Origin of the sequence: Rhodococcus sp. IEGM 1381 (genome assembly GCF_030056795.1) — a bacterium.
Taxonomy (GTDB): domain Bacteria; phylum Actinomycetota; class Actinomycetes; order Mycobacteriales; family Mycobacteriaceae; genus Rhodococcoides.
Genome location: NZ_JASHKQ010000016.1, coordinates 72295 through 89786, shown reverse-complemented (window position 1 = coordinate 89786; position 17492 = coordinate 72295). Strand labels below are relative to the sequence as shown.

18 protein-coding genes are annotated in these 17492 nt (G+C 64.3%); 9 read left to right on the top strand and 9 right to left on the bottom strand.

The window, feature by feature from the left end; translation table 11 throughout:
• Positions 1–438: 438 nt before the first annotated feature.
• On the top strand, positions 439–1920 hold the full coding sequence (locus QM797_RS22780; protein ID WP_283277929.1) for an amino acid permease: 1482 nt from the start codon (positions 439–441) through the stop codon (positions 1918–1920).
• Between the two features lie 68 nt (positions 1921–1988).
• Here the strand turns inward: QM797_RS22780 and QM797_RS22775 are convergent, their stop codons facing one another.
• Genes QM797_RS22775 through QM797_RS22765 form a run of 3 tightly spaced genes read right to left on the bottom strand, consistent with a single transcriptional unit; the run spans position 1989 to position 3623 of the window.
• Positions 1989–2336 carry a PH domain-containing protein gene (locus tag QM797_RS22775; RefSeq protein WP_283277928.1) on the bottom strand — a complete coding sequence of 116 codons (348 nt, stop codon included), beginning with the start codon at positions 2334–2336 and terminating at the stop codon, positions 1989–1991.
• Positions 2333–2707, bottom strand: coding sequence for a TetR/AcrR family transcriptional regulator (locus QM797_RS26410; protein WP_502942381.1), 375 nt, complete (start codon positions 2705–2707; stop codon positions 2333–2335). Before QM797_RS26410 ends, QM797_RS22775 begins: the two co-directional genes overlap by 4 nt.
• A gap of 46 nt (positions 2708–2753) precedes the next feature.
• Positions 2754–3623 (bottom strand): serine/threonine-protein kinase, encoded by an 870-nt coding sequence (locus QM797_RS22765; RefSeq protein WP_283277936.1) that lies wholly within the window; start codon positions 3621–3623, stop codon positions 2754–2756.
• A 291-nt stretch (positions 3624–3914) separates the two neighbouring features.
• On the opposite strand from QM797_RS22765, the gene QM797_RS22760 reads away from it, so the two are divergent.
• Complete coding sequence (locus QM797_RS22760; RefSeq protein ID WP_283277927.1) at positions 3915–5774, top strand: BCCT family transporter; 1860 nt, start codon at positions 3915–3917, stop codon at positions 5772–5774.
• Positions 5775–5817: 43 nt separating this feature from the next.
• Here QM797_RS22760 and QM797_RS22755 read toward each other — a convergent pair whose 3' ends face one another.
• Positions 5818–6147 (bottom strand): winged helix-turn-helix transcriptional regulator, encoded by a 330-nt coding sequence (locus QM797_RS22755; protein WP_283277926.1) that lies wholly within the window; start codon positions 6145–6147, stop codon positions 5818–5820.
• Positions 6148–6226: 79 nt separating this feature from the next.
• On the opposite strand from QM797_RS22755, the gene QM797_RS22750 reads away from it, so the two are divergent.
• A complete protein-coding gene (locus QM797_RS22750) occupies positions 6227–6574 on the top strand; it encodes a DoxX family protein (protein ID WP_283277925.1) in 348 nt (115 codons plus the stop codon).
• Here the strand turns inward: QM797_RS22750 and QM797_RS22745 are convergent.
• The 5 genes from QM797_RS22745 to QM797_RS22725 all read right to left on the bottom strand — a co-directional run bounded on the left by QM797_RS22745 (position 6554) and on the right by QM797_RS22725 (position 11384).
• Positions 6554–7156 carry a DJ-1/PfpI family protein gene (locus tag QM797_RS22745; RefSeq protein ID WP_283277924.1) on the bottom strand — a complete coding sequence of 201 codons (603 nt, stop codon included), beginning with the start codon at positions 7154–7156 and terminating at the stop codon, positions 6554–6556. The two genes, QM797_RS22750 and QM797_RS22745, sit on opposite strands and share 21 nt — an antisense overlap.
• A gap of 6 nt (positions 7157–7162) precedes the next feature.
• Positions 7163–7840: a GOLPH3/VPS74 family protein gene (locus tag QM797_RS22740; protein WP_283277923.1), complete on the bottom strand. Its 678-nt coding sequence runs from the start codon at positions 7838–7840 to the stop codon at positions 7163–7165.
• A gap of 81 nt (positions 7841–7921) precedes the next feature.
• Complete coding sequence (locus QM797_RS22735; protein ID WP_283277922.1) at positions 7922–8266, bottom strand: UBP-type zinc finger domain-containing protein; 345 nt, start codon at positions 8264–8266, stop codon at positions 7922–7924.
• A complete protein-coding gene (locus QM797_RS22730) occupies positions 8263–9732 on the bottom strand; it encodes an ATP-binding protein (RefSeq protein WP_283277921.1) in 1470 nt (489 codons plus the stop codon). Before QM797_RS22730 ends, QM797_RS22735 begins: the two co-directional genes overlap by 4 nt.
• A complete protein-coding gene (locus QM797_RS22725; protein ID WP_283277920.1) occupies positions 9729–11384 on the bottom strand; it encodes an NAD(P)/FAD-dependent oxidoreductase in 1656 nt (551 codons plus the stop codon). The genes QM797_RS22730 and QM797_RS22725 overlap by 4 nt, the downstream gene beginning before the upstream one ends.
• 424 nt (positions 11385–11808) lie before the next feature.
• On the opposite strand from QM797_RS22725, the gene QM797_RS22720 reads away from it, so the two are divergent.
• From QM797_RS22720 to QM797_RS22695, 6 genes are all read left to right on the top strand, one after another.
• Positions 11809–12621 (top strand): DUF1206 domain-containing protein, encoded by an 813-nt coding sequence (locus QM797_RS22720; protein ID WP_283277919.1) that lies wholly within the window; start codon positions 11809–11811, stop codon positions 12619–12621.
• Between the two features lie 128 nt (positions 12622–12749).
• Positions 12750–13214, top strand: a complete 465-nt coding sequence (locus tag QM797_RS22715; protein WP_283277918.1) for an SRPBCC family protein — start codon at positions 12750–12752, stop codon at positions 13212–13214.
• 91 nt (positions 13215–13305) lie between these two features.
• On the top strand, positions 13306–13578 hold the full coding sequence (locus QM797_RS22710; protein WP_094632631.1) for a GlsB/YeaQ/YmgE family stress response membrane protein: 273 nt from the start codon (positions 13306–13308) through the stop codon (positions 13576–13578).
• 132 nt (positions 13579–13710) lie between these two features.
• Positions 13711–14427: a phosphatidylserine decarboxylase gene (locus QM797_RS22705; protein WP_283277917.1), complete on the top strand. Its 717-nt coding sequence runs from the start codon at positions 13711–13713 to the stop codon at positions 14425–14427.
• An 8-nt stretch (positions 14428–14435) separates the two neighbouring features.
• Entirely contained in the window at positions 14436–15290 is an 855-nt protein-coding gene (gene pssA, locus QM797_RS22700; protein WP_283277916.1) for a CDP-diacylglycerol--serine O-phosphatidyltransferase, read from the top strand.
• 45 nt (positions 15291–15335) lie between these two features.
• Positions 15336–17492: an AAA family ATPase gene (locus QM797_RS22695; protein WP_283277935.1), complete on the top strand. Its 2157-nt coding sequence runs from the start codon at positions 15336–15338 to the stop codon at positions 17490–17492.

Below are 17492 nucleotides of genomic sequence, written 5' to 3'. Positions count from 1 at the left end.
CGAACGCGATGATCTTGGCCATTGCGAAGTGATCCTCCGGATTGGGGGTGACACATTGCTGGCCGAGCTCGGTGCCCGCGACGGACGACCAGGGGTGTCGTTGATTCCCCGGCCTCACCGTGTCCCGACCTGGCACTCACGTGTCGAGAGTGCCAACTGCATTTCTAGCACTCGACCATGGCGAGTGCAAGGTCGACCACGGGTACCGGCCGAGGGGCGAACCACGACGACACCGATTCCGACGCCACCGCGCGACGCACGTCTCGAGCAGATGCTCAGCCGAGCCGCGATTAGTCACACACTGTTCACACCCGTACGCGTTGTTAACATCCGAATACTGTGCATCGAACCTTCGACGCTAATACCGTTGAGCGACAACGGCTTCGACGCCGAAAAATTCGGACAAAACCCTACAAATCCGACAGTAAGGATCGAAACATGTCCGATACGGTCGACACCTCGTACGACAACTCGGCGATGGACCACGAGGAAGAGGGCTACCACAAGGGCCTCAAACCTCGGCAGTTGCAGATGATCGCGATCGGTGGCGCAATCGGCACCGGCCTGTTCCTCGGCGCGGGCGGACGCCTCGCCAGCGCCGGGCCCGGCCTCTTCCTCGCCTACGCGCTCTGTGGAATCTTCGTCTTCTTCATTCTGCGTGCCCTCGGCGAGCTGGTGCTGCACCGTCCGTCGTCGGGCAGTTTCGTCTCCTACGCGCGTGAGTTCTTCGGCGAGAAAGCCGCGTTCGTCGCCGGGTGGATGTACTTCCTGAACTGGGCGATGACGGCCATCGTCGACGTCACCGCTATCGCGACGTACATGCATTACTGGGGCAGCTTCGAGGTGATCCCGCAGTGGGCCATCGCGTTGGTCGCGCTGGTCATCGTCATGAGCCTGAATCTCGTGTCGGTCAAGTGGTTCGGCGAGATGGAGTTCTGGGCGGCCATCATCAAGGTCATCGCCTTGGTGACGTTCCTGATCGTGGGCGTCGTGTTCCTCGCAGGCCGGATCCCCGTCGGTACCCAGATGCCAGGCATCAGTCTCATCACCGACAACGGCGGCTTGTTCCCGTCGGGTGCATGGCCGTTGGTCATCGTCATCTCGGGTGTTGTTTTCGCTTACGCCGCAGTCGAATTGGTGGGCACAGCGGCAGGTGAGACCGAGAACCCGGAGAAGATCATGCCGAGGGCGATCAACTCGGTCATCGCACGTATCGCACTGTTCTACGTCGGCTCGCTCGTACTGCTCGCACTGCTCATGCCGTACACCGCGTACCAGTCCGGCACCTCACCGTTCGTGACGTTCTTCTCGAGCATCGGCCTCGGCGGCGCGGGCACCATCATGAACATCGTGGTGCTCACGGCGGCACTGTCTTCCCTGAACGCCGGCCTGTACTCGACCGGCCGCATCCTGCGGTCGATGGCGATGAACGGCAGCGCGCCGGAGTTCACCAAGAAGATGACCAAGGGCGGCGTTCCGTTCGGCGGCATTCTGCTCACCTGCTTCATCACCCTGTTCGGTGTCGCCCTCAACGCTATCGCCCCCGGCGAGGCGTTCGAGATCGTGCTGAACATGTCGGCACTGGGCATCATCGCCAGCTGGGCAACCATCGTCCTGTGCCAGATCCAGCTGTTCCGCTGGTCCAAGAAGGGCATCGTGGAGCGGCCCAAGTTCCGCCTCTTCGGCGCGGCGTACACCAGCTACGCAACGCTGGTGTTCCTGTTCGGCGTGCTGGTACTGATGGCCTTCGACGCTCCGATCGGGTCGTGGACCATCGCCACCCTGGTGGTCATCATTCCCGCGCTGATCGGTGGCTGGTTCCTGGTTCGCACCAAGGTGCTCACCGTCGCCGAGGAACGGTTGGGCTACACCGGTCAGTACCCGGTGGTGGCGAATCGCCCGACCGAACCGGAGGAGTGACCCTTACACCCCGAGGAACAGGGCCCTGCATCGACTCGATGCGGGGCCCTGCCTCTTGCTGGGTCGAATCACGCGGCCGCAAGGTTGATCTGCCGAACCACTGCACGTGGATCATCGACCGACAGAACGAGCCGCTGATACTTCTCGTCCTGCAGTTCGATCACGATCGTGTCTTTGCTCCCGGTCACGCTGTAGAACGTCTTGACGCCGTCACGATGAAAAGTGCCGGCGGTCTTGCCCGGCAAGCCCAGCCCGGGTGCTCGGATTCCCTTGGGCTCGTTGGCAGCTCCCGGATCGTGGGTCGCGCCGCGAACGTGCGTCAACGGTATCCGGAGTCGACGGGTGAACGACCACAGCTTGTCCAGCCCTCGCGGTTCGACGATCAAAACGGCATCGACGACGGTCACTGAGTTCATTGATCTTCTCCTTCGATGGCGGCAGACAACGTGACGCGGGCGCGCCCGAGTAAGCGTTCGCCGAGCACTTGGGCGGCGTCCTCGGCGGCGAGGCCGAGCAGGCTCCTCGCACAGAGATCACGCACTTGGTCGTCCGAGGGTGCGAGTTCCAGCAGAGCCACGAGCAGCAGATCCAGATCCCGTTCGGTTCGGGTCAGCGCGGCGAGGAACAACCCCCGCTTGCTACCGAAAGCCTGGTAGAGACTGCCGCGATGCAGTCCGGTGACCCTCAGCAGGTCGTCGAGCGAGGTTGCCTCGTAGCCGTTGGTCCGAAACTGGTGGGCAGCCGAAGCCACGACCTCTGCCTCGTCGAAACTTCTGGTTCGTCCCACACATCGAGCTTGTCAGATAGATGACCGATCAGTCAAGAACGATCGGTCAAGAAAACCTGAGCCATCTCGATCGAGTGAACGGTGAGCGCCGCACAGGCGGTTCCGGAATCCCTGCTGCAATGGCGGCAGCGACGGCGTCGGCAAGGTCCACGCAAGTCTCGAAACGATGCGCCGGGTCCTTGGCCAACGCGCGTGCGACCACCGCGTCGAGTCCCCGCGGCAGTGACCGCCGACGCCGCGTCACCGCGGGCGGCTCGGCCGACAGATGAGCTGCGGTGATCGCGAGTGGCGTGGCCAAGGGGTACGGCGTTCGCCCCGTGAGCAATTCGACCAGCGTCGCGCCCAATGCGTAGACGTCGGTCTGCGCGCTCAGCACTCCCCCGCGGAGCAGTTCCGGTGCCGCGTAGTGGATGGACGCCAGCACCGTCCCGCCGACGACCAGCGGGGTCGAGTCCTCGACCAGACGCGCAATTCCCCAGTCGGACAACAACACCTGCTCGTAGCCGTCCACCCGCTCGGTGGAGATGAGGATGTTCGACGGTTTGACGTCCCGGTGCAGGACGCCGTTCGAGTGGGCATAGTCGAGCCCCTTGGCCACCTCGGCGACGATGCGCGCCACCCGGGAGACGTCGAGCGCGATCTGTCCGCGAGCGACCAGCCGCGCCGCGCTGTACCCGTCGACGTAATGCATCGACATCCACAGCTGCTGCTCGAACTCACCGTGTTCGTGCACCGACACGATGTTCGGATGCACCAACAGCGCAGCAACGGTGGCCTCGGTCCGAAACTTGGTACGGAGTCGCGGCGATCGTGATGCTTCGCGATCGAGGATCTTGAGCGCTTCGAGTCGATCGTGCCCGCGGCCGAGAACCAGGTACACCTCGCTCATGCCGCCGACCCCGAGGCACCGTTGCACTCGAAAGCCGGCGAAATCTGCCCCAGGCTGCAACCGGCCGGGTTTCACGGAATCACCTGTGCAGCAGTGCTACTCGCAGCACAGCGACTCCCGTGAAGGACGACCGGACGAGACCGCAGCATCGACAGAACTGTAGTCCGTCCTCGAGCGGGAGGCGACTCGGCAGTTTCGTCACCAGGGCATTCTCGTTTATGGTGTTTACCTGTACTTGACCAAGACAAGAGAAAAAGAACGGCAAACCGATAGTGGTCAGCCGATCACCTCGACTCGAGTTGTAAGGAAGTCAAGTAAGTGAAAGCAGTAAAAGAAGCGTGGGGCGGCCTGCTCAAGCCGGTCTTCGTCCCCGCATCTATCGTCATTTTTGTCATGATCGCCTTCTCGGTGATCTACGCCGGCACCGCCGCCGACGCATTCGACACGCTCAACAACGCCATCACCGACGGGGTCGGCTGGTGGTACATCCTGGCCACCACCGGATTCGTCGTTTTTGCTCTGTACTGCGGACTGAGCAAGGTCGGAAGCATTCGACTCGGACGTGACGACGAGAAGCCCGAATTCGGCGTCCTGTCCTGGTTCGCGATGCTGTTCAGCGCCGGAATGGGCATCGGGCTGGTGTTCTACGGCGTCGCCGAGCCGCTTTCGCATTACGTCACACCACCAGAGGCCGACGGTGTTCCGGGCAGCACCGACCCGGCCGCCCGTCAGGCGATGGAGCTGACGCTGTTCCACTGGGGTCTGCACGCCTGGGCCATCTACGTCGTGGTCGGCTTGGGGCTGGCCTACATGACGTACCGCAAGGGACGCCCGCTGTCCGTGCGTTGGCTGCTCGAGCCGCTCCTGGGGCGCAAGCGCATCGAGGGCGGCATCGGCCATGCGATCGACGCCGTAGCAATCATCGGCACATTGTTCGGCGTGGCCACCTCGCTCGGATTCGGTGTGCAACAGATCTCGGCCGGCCTCGAATACCTGGGTTGGGTCGATACCAACAACTGGGTGACGGTCATCATCATCGCCGCGGTCACCGGTCTCGCGACGTTCTCCGTCGTGTCCGGCGTCTCACGCGGTCTCAAATGGCTCTCCAACATCAATATGGGAATGGCCGCAGCTCTGGCAGTCTTCGTTCTGATTGCCGGACCGAGCCTGTTTCTCATGCAGTCGTGGGTGCAGAACCTCGGCGGCTACATCCAGGCATTGCCCGAGTTGATGCTGCGCACGTCACCGTTCTCCGACGACGGCTGGACCGGCGACTGGACCATCTTCTACTGGGGCTGGTGGATGAGCTGGGCACCGTTCGTCGGCATGTTCATCGCTCGCATCTCACGCGGCCGCACCATCCGCGAGTTCGTGTTCGGAGTGTTGCTGGCACCGACGATCATCGGGTCGCTGTGGTTCACGATCTTCGGCGATGCCGGCATCCTGCGTCAGCGCGAGAACGGCGACCTGTTGGTCGACGGAGCCGTCGACACCAACACGAGCCTGTTTCAGCTGCTCGACACGTTGCCGTTGGCGACGATCAGCAGCGTGCTGGCGATCTTCGTCATCGTGTTCTTCTTCGTGACATCCTCCGACTCCGGCTCGCTGGTCATCGACATCCTCTCCACCGGCGGCGACCTCGAGCCCCCGAAGATCACCCGCGTGTACTGGTCGATTCTCGAAGGCGTGGTAGCGACGGTTCTGCTCCTCATCGGCGGAACAGGATCGTTGACGGCCCTGCAAACAATGTCGATAGCCACGGCCGTGCCGTTCTCGATCATTCTGGTGCTCGCCTGCGTGTCGATGCTCAAGGCCTTCCGCTACGACGTCGCCACCACTCCGAGGTACGTACGAGTGACCTCCACGCCGGAGGTGGCGGGCAGCGAACCGGACCCTGCTCGGGCCAATCCACGCAAGAGGGCGACGGCAGGTATTTCGAGCACGTTCTCCGGCCTGACACCGTCACAGGACGGGCTGACCTCACCCACGCGCGGCGGAACCGTCGTACTGGCGGTGCACGAGGTGTCTACCGAACAGCTCGAGGTTCATCCCGAGACCGGAGCCGTCGAATACTCGAGTGACAATGCTCCCGTCGATCCACTGGGCGGCGAGGTGTTCGACACTCAGGAGTTCGCCGACTCGGCCGAGGGGCAGAAGGACAGCAAGAACCCCGGCTGACCGAACGATTTGTCTCTGGCCCTCGCGACAGGCGTCGCGGGGGTCAGAGGTTGTTCGAAGCCCAGTCGGTCAGCGCGTCGAGTGACGGGAGCAGCGCCTCACCCGACGTCGTCAGGCTGTACTCCACCGAGATCGGCGGCCCGTCCGTGACGGCGCGCGCCACCAGGCCCGCTTTGCCGAGTTCTCCGAGTCGCTCCGACAGCACCGAGTCACTGATGCCGCCGACGGCGCGGCGCAGGTCCGAGAATCCCATCGGCCCGTTCATCAGCGTCGCCAACAGCAGTCCGTTCCATCTCTTGCCGAGGAAGCCGAACGCTTTGGTCAGCGCCCCGTCACAGGCCCGAGGATCATGTGGCTGCTCGTTCATGACCATGACTCCACCCTACCGAGGTGCTACAGTCCGCCTTGCTACTTCTGAATAACTAGTGGCCTCAGAAATGAAAGCAGGGATCATGTTCATCGCAACCCTCGTCGTCTCGGTACTGCTCGCCGTGGCGCTCACGTTCTCGGCGATCGGCAAACTGACGAAAAATCCCTCCGTCATCCCGATGCTCGAGCAGGTGGGCGTCCCCGCCGACAAGATTCCGTGGTTGGCCTACGCGGAGATACTCGGTGCCATCGGTCTCCTGGTCGGCCTGTTGGTCTGGCCCATCGGCGTGGCTGCTGCTGTCGGCGTCATCCTCTACTTCGTCGGCGCAGTCGGAGCGCACCTCCGTGCCAAGGACAAGGACTTCGCCCCGGCTGCCGGACTCGCCGTGTTCGCCGTCGTCGCGCTGGTTCTACGGGTGCTCAGCGCCTGACCAGTCATAGTCCATCTGGCTCGCGGTGGCGAGGGCGTGATCCGCGCCCGCCCACCGCGCGACCAGATGCAGCGCGAGATCCAGACCGGCACTGATTCCGGCCGACGTCGCCAGATCACCGTGATCGATGTACCGCACGCCCTCGTGCACAACGAGCGCGGGCCACCTTGTCCGCAGCAATTCCAGATCTTCCCAGTGCGTCGTGACCGGACGCGCATCGAGCAGTCCCGCCGCCGCGAGCACGAACGCACCGGTGCACACCGACGCGACAACCTCTGCGGTGGGTCGAATTCGCTGCAGCCACTCCAGAACTCGGCCGTCCGCTTCGACCGCGTCGACGACGCCGCCGGGAACCAAGACGAGGTCGTAGATCCGCGGATCGTCGATCGTGGTGTCGACGCCGGTCCGCATCCCACCTCGCGCGCGCACCGCTCCGTCCTCGAGCCCGACGAGCGTCACGTCGAAAGGTGCTGCGCTACCGGCACGTTCGGCAACCCGATTGGCCACCGAGAACACCTCGAACGGCCCGCAGGCGTCGAGCACCTCGACGTCGTCGAACAGCAGAATCGCAATGCTTCTCATGTCGCCTCAGCTGCTCGTGGTCGAGACGATGACGGGCACCATGACCGCGGCCATCACCGCGGTGTTGACGTCGGAGACCGCCTTGCGCACTGCCTCTCCTGCCCACTCACCCTCGGCAATCTCCTTGGCCCGCTTCTTCAACAGCTTCTTGTCCGCATCTGTGATGACCTTGTGAGTGAGATCGACTGCCGAGATGAGCGAGATCAGGGCCGCGGAATGCGGCTCGGGCGTCGTGCCGTCGACGAGCGCGCTTCGTAACGCATCTCGCAACACCTTCTCCCGCGAGGTATCGCGCGCGGGCCACGTCGTCGTCGGGAACAACCCGAGCACCTTGTCCTGCTTCTCGGTGACGAAACCCTGCGACACGAGACGCGCGGCCAGTTCCTTGGCCAGGTTCTTCTGCGACTTCTCGATCACCTTCTGCGGCTTCATCGGACGTGACGTCGTCGCCACGAGATCGAACACCCGACGCAGAACTGATTCGGTCGGTGGTTCCCCCGACACGACTACGTGATCCTTCTTGACCTGCTCATCGAGGCCGGTGATGCGGAGCGATCCACTCATGGCGAGCTCGACGACCAACGCACCGGCCAGCACCCGCGGCAACTTCGTGCTGTCGGCCAACGGCTTGCCCGACTCGTCGTCGAGCAACAACAGCAGCAGATCCTCCGCAATCAACGTCATGGAGCGAGATTACCCACAACACCGGCCCGATTTGCGGTGTTCATCTCTTCGATACCAACTGTTTCACCGGTGCCGAACGGGTCAGTTGATCAAACTCTGCCAGTTCGACGGCACCCGTTCACGCGGGCCGGGAACCGTCTGGTCGAGTGGATGATGCTGCGGCGGTGCAAGTTCCGGACCGTCGTACATCTGCTCGTCCGCGTAGTTGTAGAACCATTCCTCGCCGGGTTCGTAGCTCCGCACGAACTGATGTCGAGTGGATTCGGCGTGCTTGCTGGCGTGCTGCGACGGCGAGGAATCGCAGCACCCGATATGACCGCACTGCGCACACCGACGCAGGTGCACCCACCAGCCCTGCATCTGCGTGCACTCGACACAGCCAGGTCCCGACGGCGGAACCTGCGGGTCGATACCTTCGATGGTCATGATGCCTCCTCGACAGCGGGTTGGACTGGCAGTCTCACGATGAAGCGCGTGTTCCCAGGTTCGGACACCACCTGCAGGTCACCCTGGTGCTTCTTCACCACGATGCGCCACGAGATGTCGAGGCCGAGGCCGGTACCCTCGCCGACGGCCTTGGTGGTGAAGAACGGCTCGAAGATGCGTGACCGAATCTCCTGCGGCACACCGGGTCCGGTGTCGCAGATCTCGATCTGCACCTGATCCTCGTCCAACGACGTGCGCACTGTCAGGGTGCCCTTGGATCCCATCGCCTGCACCGCATTGTCGATCAGGTTCGTCCACACCTGGTTGAGCTCGGCGGCGTAGGCGGGAATGGATGGCACCGCCGGATCGTATTCCTTGACCACCGCGATGTCGTCACCGATCTTGCGGCCCAACATGATCAGTGTGCTGTCGAGCAACTCCCGCACATCCACGGTCTGGTACGGCGCACGGTCCATCTGCGAATACTGCTTCGCAGCACCGACCAGCGTGGAGATTCGTGTGGTCGAATCCGCAATCTCGTTCATCAGCAACTCGGTTTCGACCGTGTAGTCGATCCACCGAATCGCGCCCTCGAGCATGGCCGGATCGTCGACGGTCGCCGATACCCGATCGAGCCACGGCACATCGAGCCCCGCCGAGACGAAAGTGGGGGCCAGATCCCAGCCGTCTCGAATAGCCTTGTCCTCGAACCATTCTCCAAGTTCGTCCTCGCGGTCCGACGCCTCCATGGCCGTCAACTTGGGAGCCTTGGCCACCAACTCCACGGCCTCGTTCTGCAGTTCGACCAGACGCGCCAGGCTGGCACGGTCGAGGGTGCCGCCGGCGATCATCGCCAATTTCTGCCGCATGTGCCCCACCCGATTCCGCAACGCAGAAGTCGCCCGCACCGCGGCCGCCGCCGGGTTGTTGAGCTCGTGGGTCAACCCGGCCGACAGAGAACCCAACGCCAACAAGCGCTCTCGCTGCTCCACCACTTGCTTGGTGTTCTGATTGCCGAAGAACAATCCTTCGAGAAGATGCAAGGCCATCGGAAACCACTCGCGCACGATCGAAGCGAAGCAGTCCGCGTCGAGCACGAAGAAGCGCGAGGGCTCACTCACCCGCATCGAACCCTGGTACGTCTGCGGCACCCGATCACCCAGATATGCCTGCCACGCGCCGGCATACACCCCGCGTTGCGACGTTCGGTTGATCACCAGATCCTCGCCGCCCGAGAGCTTCGAGAGCACAACGGCACCGTCCATCAAGACGTAGAAACACGTCGCCGGGTCGCCCTCGGCGTACACCGGCCCCGGTTCGATGGTCTCGATGCGCCCGTCGCGACACAGCTCCGCGAGCTGGGAGTCGGTCAACTTCTCGAACAGAAACAGCGTCTTCAGCTCGTTCGGATCACACGCCGGCTGCGCATTCTGGTCGCTCCGCGGGCTCCGCTCCTGCCCTGTCATGGATTTGCCAGATATCTGTGCACCAGCATCACAGCCATTGCTCCCTCTCCCACTGCCGACGCGACGCGTTTGGCCGAGTCGGATCGAACGTCCCCGGCCGCGAACACCCCGGGCACACTGGTCTCGAGGTGATGCGGCAGGCGGGCGGGCGTCCACCCCGCGGGCCCGCGTCCGTCGACGACGAGATCCGGCCCGGTGACCACGAATCCATGATCGTCCCGAACGAGCACTCCGTCGAGCCACTCGGTGCGCGGTGCCGCCCCGATGAACAGGAACAGGTACTGCGCGTCGACTGTCGTGGTCTCGTCGGTGGCCCGGTTGCGCAGCGTGATCGATTCGAGGTGACCGTCGCCTGCCACGCCCACGACTTCGGTGCACGGCCGAACGCTGATCTTCGGATTCTCTTCGATCTGCTTGATCAGGTAGTACGACATCGACGCTTCGAGCGAGGTGGCACGGATCAAGATGGTGACCGACTTGGCCCCGCGTGAGAGGTACACCGCTGCCTGACCGGCCGAGTTCGCGCCGCCCACGATGTAGACGTCCTGCTCGGCGCAGCGCGCGGCCTCGGTCATCGCCGAACCGTAGAAGACCCCACGGCCGGTGAAGTCGTCGATGCCCGGTGCATCCAGCCTGCGGTAGGCGACGCCGGTGGACAGGATGATCGTCTGCGCATTGATGCTGCGGCCGTCTGCGAACCGCACTGTGCGCGCGGATCCGTTGACGTCCAGCCCCACCACGTCCTGCGTGGTGACGACCTCGGCACCGAACTTCAACGCCTGCCGACGGGCTCGCTCGGCCAGCTGCGCACCCGAGACCCCGTCGGGAAATCCCAGGTAATTCTCGATGCGAGAGCTCTGACCGGCCTGGCCGCCCGTCGCGGTCCGCTCGATCAGAGTCGTCCGCAGACCCTCCGACGCGCCGTACAGAGCCGCTCCCAGTCCTGCCGGACCGCCGCCGATCACGACGAGATCGTAGAACTCCTCCGACGGCGACACGGTCAAGCCGAGCCGGTTACCGAGTTCGGCGTCGGACGGTTCGATCAGCGCATCGCCCTCGGTGGTGATGACCACCGGGAGCCGGTCGTCGGCCACACCCGCCGCGACCAACAGACGCGCGCCCTCGGACTCGTCGGACATGTACCACCGGTAGGGCAGTTGATTGCGGGCGAGGAACTCGCGAATCTCCGACGACCGCGCAGACCAGCGGTGGCCGACGATCTTGGTGTCCTCGACGGCTCGGTGGTCGTACGCGCACCAGGCCTCGAGTTGGGCGTCGAGCACGGGGTAGAGCTTTTCCTCGGGCGGATCCCACGGCTTGAGCAAGTAGTAATCGAGATCGATGACGTTGATGGCGTCGATCGCCGCGTCGGTGTCCGCGTAGGCGGTGAGCAGGATGCGGCGGGCCGTCGGGAAAAGGTCCATGGCCTGCTCGAGAAATTCCATGCCGCTCATCTGGGGCATGCGGTAATCGGCCAACAAAATGGCGACCGGGGTGCCGCGCAGCGTGAGTTCTTTGAGTGCGTCCAGTGCCCCGGCACCGGATTCGGCGCGCACGATGCGGTACTGCTCGCCGTAGCGGCGGCGCAGGTCGCGGGCGACCGACCTCGATACTCCGGGATCGTCGTCGACACTGAGAATGACCGGTTTCATGACCCTCCAGAACTGATGCTCACCAACCTCATGAGCATGCCACCGGCTCGCCCCGAATGGGAGGCAAGCGGGCCTGGAAACAGCAGGGTCAGATGCGGCCGCGTCTGATCAGATCGAGTTCGTGTGGCGTGAGAAGTCGTTCGAGCTTCTCGGCCGGCCAGGTCCGCGGGCTCCCGCTCATCCTGGCGGTCTTCAACAGGGGTAGATCACTGCTGGTACGACGCATTATCGACTGTAATTTCACGGTGGATCACTCCGAACAATTTCTTCGTTGGTCCCGACACTCCGCTTGCTACATCGGTCAGTGTCCGCTCGGTGTTAACGCAGCAGTGGGATTTCGTCCGGCGTTTCGTGCTGAAACACGGTTTCTCGGGCCCCTCCTCGGGGTAGACATGCGTTCAAATCAACTGATCGGGGAACGTTCGTGAACACGTCGGAAAATTCAACGTCGGGCAAATCGGTGGCCGATTCGGTCCAGGACAACGGTGCCTTCGAGAAAGCGGCGCGAGCCGGGCACTTCGTCAGCGGAGTGCTGCACATTCTGATCGGGTACATCGCGGTGCGCTTGGCGTTCGGCCAGTCGGGTAACGCAGACCAGTCCGGGGCGCTGGCCGAGCTCGCGGAGAAGCCCGGCGGCAGAATCGCCCTCTGGGTTGCGGTCGTCGCCTTCGTGGCACTGGCGTTGTGGCGCATTCTGGAGGCGATCATCGGCAAGAAGTCCGACGCCGACGCCGGAAGTGCGCTGGACCGTCTCAAGGCGGCAGCGCTGGCCGTCGTCTACATCGCGTTCGCGTTCTCCACCTACGGTTTCGCGACCGGTTCCGGAAAGTCCAGCGGCCAGCAGAACGCCGGCTACTCGGCCCGGTTGATGGAATCCGGCGGCGGCAAGCTCGTGCTGATCGTCGTGGCTCTGGTCGTCATCGGTGTGGGCGGCTACCACGTCTACAAGGGCGTCTCCAAGAATTTCCTCGACGACCTCGAAGGCCACCAGGGCGGAGCCGTCGTCAAGCTCGGCATCGCCGGATATGCAGCCAAGGGCACGGCGCTGGTGGGGGCGGGCATCCTCGTCGTCGTGGCGGTACTGCAGTCCGATCCATCCAAGGCCACCGGCATCGATGGTGCCGTCAAGACCTTGGGCGCCCAGCCGTACGGGCAGGTTCTACTGGTCCTCGCCGGAGTGGGAATCGCGCTCTACGGGCTGTACGCATTCGTGCTGGCTCGCTTCGCTCGCATGTGAGCGAAAGTTCGTAGCGGGCGACGAAGTTTCGCTCACCTAGGTGGTCGGCTGTGTTCGCCACCACATAGGATGCGCACGATTGTGTGTGACAGTCAGGTGCACTTACCACGACCAATTGGAGGCCCACGTTGAGCAAGACTCTCGAAGCCACGATCGACATCGCCGCGAGCCCCGAGACGGTCTGGTCGATCGTCTCCGACCTCCAGCGCATGGGTGAGTGGAGCCCGCAGTGCAAGAAGATGAAGGTCCTCGGCGGACCGGTCGGCAAGGGCACCAAGACGCTCAACGTCAACCGCAAGGGTCTGCTCGTCTGGCCGACGACGTCCAAGGTCGTCACGTTCGAACCCAACCGTGAACTCGCTTTTCGCGTCGTCGAGAACAAGACGATCTGGTCCTACACCCTGACCCCCACCGCCACCGGGACAACCGTCGTCGAGAAGCGGGAGGCACCCAGCGGCACGTCGGCGGTGTCGTCGCTTCTGGTCAAGCGGATTCTCGGCGGCATCGACGAGTTCGACGTCGAGCTCGTGGAGGGTATGAACAGCACCCTGCGTCGCATCAAAGTCGAGAGCGAGAAGCTGGGAAAGAATTAATTTTTCTCAGGAAGGTTTCAGGTTTGTTTCCCTCGGGCATCCGTCGTTTCGAACAGACCCGTTCAACAAACACGGAAAGAGGGGGCGCAACATGACACCCACACTCGGCTGGATTGCCTGGATCATCATCGGTGGACTCGCAGGCTGGATCGGCAGCAAGATCATGAAGACCGATGCTCAGATGGGCATCATCCTGAACATTGTCGTCGGAATCATCGGTGGACTCCTGGGCGGATTCTTGCTCAGTGCAGTAGGCGTCGACGTAGCCGGTGGCGGCTTGATCTTCAGCTTCATCACATGCCTGATCGGCGCATGCATCTTGCTGTTCCTGGTCAAGCTCGTGACGGGTCGCAGCCGCGTCTGATCGACTCGCAGCTCCCGACTGCCGGGGCACCTCACGTACGCTGTGAGGGCCTCGGCAGTCGTGCGTCTGCGCCTCGACTGCTCCAGCCTCACGACTCGCCAACACCTGTCCGACGAAAAGTTAGAGGAGACCGTGGCACGCCGTCCCGCCCCGATTGGTCAACCGCCCCGCACGGGAGTGGCTCACATCGTCGACTTGGTCCGTGAAACGGTTCCACCGCTACACCCAGCAGGGCTTCCGTTCGTCGGTGGTCCGCTCGCCGTCGCCGTACTCGGCCGCCGCTCGAAGTGGGTTCGCAATGCCGGCCTCGTCGCCGCCGGAGCCTGCGCCACCTTTTTCCGCCACCCATCACGGGTGCCGCCCAATCGCCCCGGCGTCGTCGTAGCCCCGGCCGACGGTCTCGTCACACTCGTCGACACCGCCGTCCCGCCGGCCGAGCTCGATCTCGGTTCCGAGCCGGTCCCGCGCGTGAGCATCTTCCTCTCGGTCCTGGACGTGCACGTTCAGCGCGTTCCCGTCGGCGGCCGAGTGATGGAGGTCGTTCATCGCCGCGGCCAGTTCAAATCCGCCGATCTCGCCGAAGCCAGCGAGGTCAACGAACGTAACAGCATGCACATCAGGACCAACTCCGGTCAGGATGTCGCCGTCGTGCAGATCGCCGGTCTCATCGCGCGACGCATCATCAACAACGCCAAGGTGGGCGACACCCTCTCGATCGGCGACACGTACGGCCTGATCCGATTCGGCTCACGCGTCGACACCTACTTCCCCGCGGGCACGACGCTGCTGGTCGAACGCGGCCAACGCGCAGTCGGTGCCGAGACGGTCCTCGCCGAGCTGTCGCAGTAGACACCGACATGATCACCAGACGCGCCAAGCCGCCTGCTGCCATCCGTCTGCTCCCGTCCGTCGTCACGATTCTCGCGCTGTGCTCCGGTCTGTCCGCGGTCAAGTTCGCCCTCGACGGTCAGCTCGGCACCGCACTCGCGATGATCGGTGCCGCCGCCATTCTCGACGCGTTGGACGGGCGAATCGCGCGACTGCTCGACGCCACCAGCAAGATCGGTGCCGAACTGGACTCGCTGTCCGACGCCATTTCGTTCGGCGTCGCCCCGGCACTGGTCTTGTACGTCACGTTGCTCGAGGGCAGCAGCGGCGGCTGGATCGTCGCACTGGTCTACGCAGTGAGCATCGTGCTCCGGCTCGCCCGCTTCAACACGTTGCTCGACGAGGACGACACCCCCGCGTACGCCCGCGAATTCTTCACCGGCGTTCCCGCACCCGCTGGTGCCCTCATCGCGCTGGCCCCGATTGCCGCGTTCGAGGAATTCGGCGACGGATGGTGGGCGTCGTTCTACGTCGTCGCCGGGTGGTCGATCGTCACCGCGGCTCTGATCGTCAGCCGCATCCCCACCCTCGCGCTCAAGACGGTCTCGGTCCCGCCACGGCTGGCGGCCATCCTGCTGGTTCTGGTGGCTCTGCTCGCCGCCGCACTCATCACCTTCCCGCTGGTTCTCTTGATGGGACTGGTATTGGCCTACCTGGTCCACATCCCGTTCGCGGTGCGATCGCAGCGCTGGACTGCCGCGCGCCCGTACACGTGGGACGCCAAGCCGGCCGAGCGCCGCGCCGAGCGACGGGCCATCCGACGCGCGCCGGGTAACAATCGGCGGTCACAGGCTCGTCTGGGACTGCGTCGGCCTCGTAGTTAGTGCCTCGCCGCTACTGTTGACCGTGTGACCGAATCTCGCTCGAAGATGCCTGAGCTCGTTCTCACCGCCCGACTGAACACCTCGGCGGCCGACGCCAGACGAGGCGTCGTGCGACTGCATCCCGAGGTGCTCGCCGCCCTCGGCCTGCGGGAGTGGGATGCGTTGTCACTCATCGGTTCTCGGCGCACGTCGGCCGTCGTCGCCGCAGCTCCCGAGGGTTCGCCGCAGGGCACCGCACTGCTGGACGACGTCACCCTCTCCAATGCCGGCTTGCGCGAAAATGCCACTGTCGCAGTCGCACCCGTCACCGTCTACGGTGCCAAGACCGTCACGGTGACCGGCTCCGCGCTCGCCACCGGTTCCATCTCCGACGCCACCCTGCGGCAAGCGTTGCTCGGCAAGGTGTTGACGGTGGGCGACACGGTATCTCTGCTCCCCCGCGATCTGGGTCCGGGTACGTCGACGAGTTCGGCGACGCAGGCACTGTCGAGGACGTTCGGGGTTGCCTGGACCACCGAACTGTTGACGGTCTCCGCCGTCGACCCGTCGGGTGGGCCGGTGAGTGTTCAGCCCAATTCGGCGGTGAGTTGGGGCAACGGCGTCGTGAACGCCCCCGCCACAACACCATCCGCGTCGCATGCTCCCAGGGCTGCGCCCCCACGAGTGAGCGCTGCGGATCTGGTGGGTGTGAGCGCGCAGTCGGCCAAACTCACCGAGTGGCTGCGGTTGGCTTTGGACGAATCGGAACTGCTGGCAACGCTCGGTGCATCGCCGCATCTGGGAGTGCTGATCACCGGGCCGGGCGGGGTGGGCAAGGCCACGCTGGCCCGCGCGGTGATCGGTGAGCGAGCCTGCGTCGTATTGGACGGTCCGTCGATCGGCGCACTCGAGGCGTCCGCTCGCGTCGAGCGGGTCACCGCTGCGGTGGACGAACTGGCCGGTTCCGGGGTGCTGATGATCACCGACGTCGACGCACTGTTGCCGTCCGATCCCGAACCGGCGTCGACCTTCGTGCTCGACGTGCTGCGCCGGGCCGTCGACACTCCGGGTCTGGCGCTCATCGCGACGACCGCGCATCCCGAGGCCACCGACGCGCGACTACGGGGTCAGGACCTCTGCGATCGCGAGCTCACCCTGACCCTGCCCGACGCCGCCGGCCGCAAGGGATTGCTCGAACACCTGCTGAAGAAGGTGCCGCAGGAGAACGTCGATCTTGTCGAAATTTCTTCGCGAACACCGGGTTTCGTGGTCGCAGATCTCGCTGCGCTGACGCGTGAGGCGGCGTTGCGTGCCGCAGCCCGCGCGTCGGAGAACTCGGCCGCGGCCTCGTTGACTCAGGACGATCTGGTGGGCGCTCTGCAGGTGATCCGCCCGCTGTCCCGTTCGGGTAGCGAGGAGCTCGCGATCGGGAGCCTGTCCCTCGAGGACGTCGGCGACATGGTGGAGACCAAGCAGGCACTCACAGAGGCGGTGCTGTGGCCGCTACGACATCCGGATTCGTTCGCGCGCTTGGGAATCGAACCGCCGCGCGGAGTGCTGCTCTACGGTCCACCCGGATGCGGCAAGACGTTTCTGGTGCGGGCACTGGCCAGCTCCGGACAGCTCAGCGTGCACTCGGTCAAAGGCGCCGAGCTGATGGACAAGTGGGTCGGCTCCTCGGAAAAGGCTGTGCGAGAGCTCTTTCAACGCGCCCGCGATTCTGCGCCGTCGCTGATCTTTCTGGACGAGGTCGATGCACTCGTGCCTCGGCGCGGGCAGAGCTCGGATTCGGGCGTCGGCGATCGGGTCGTGGCAGCGCTGCTGACCGAGCTCGACGGCGTCGAACCGTTGCGTGACGTGGTGGTACTAGGAGCAACCAACCGGCCCGATCTGATCGACCCGGCCCTGCTGCGGCCAGGCCGACTCGAGCGTCTGGTATTCGTTCCGCCGCCGGATTCCGATGCCCGGGTGGAGATCCTGAAGGCGTCGGGCAAGTCCATTCCGCTCGCCGAGGACGTGGATCTGGAATCTCTCGCCCGCGATCTCGACGGCTACTCCGCCGCCGATTGCGCGGCGCTGCTGCGCGAGGCCGCATTGACGGCGATGCGTCGTTCGATGGATGCCGCCGCCGTCACCGCTGCCGATGTCGCCACCGCTCGGGCGACGGTCAAGCCGTCACTCGATCCCGAGCAGGTGGCGCATCTGCGGGCCTACGGGTCGTGA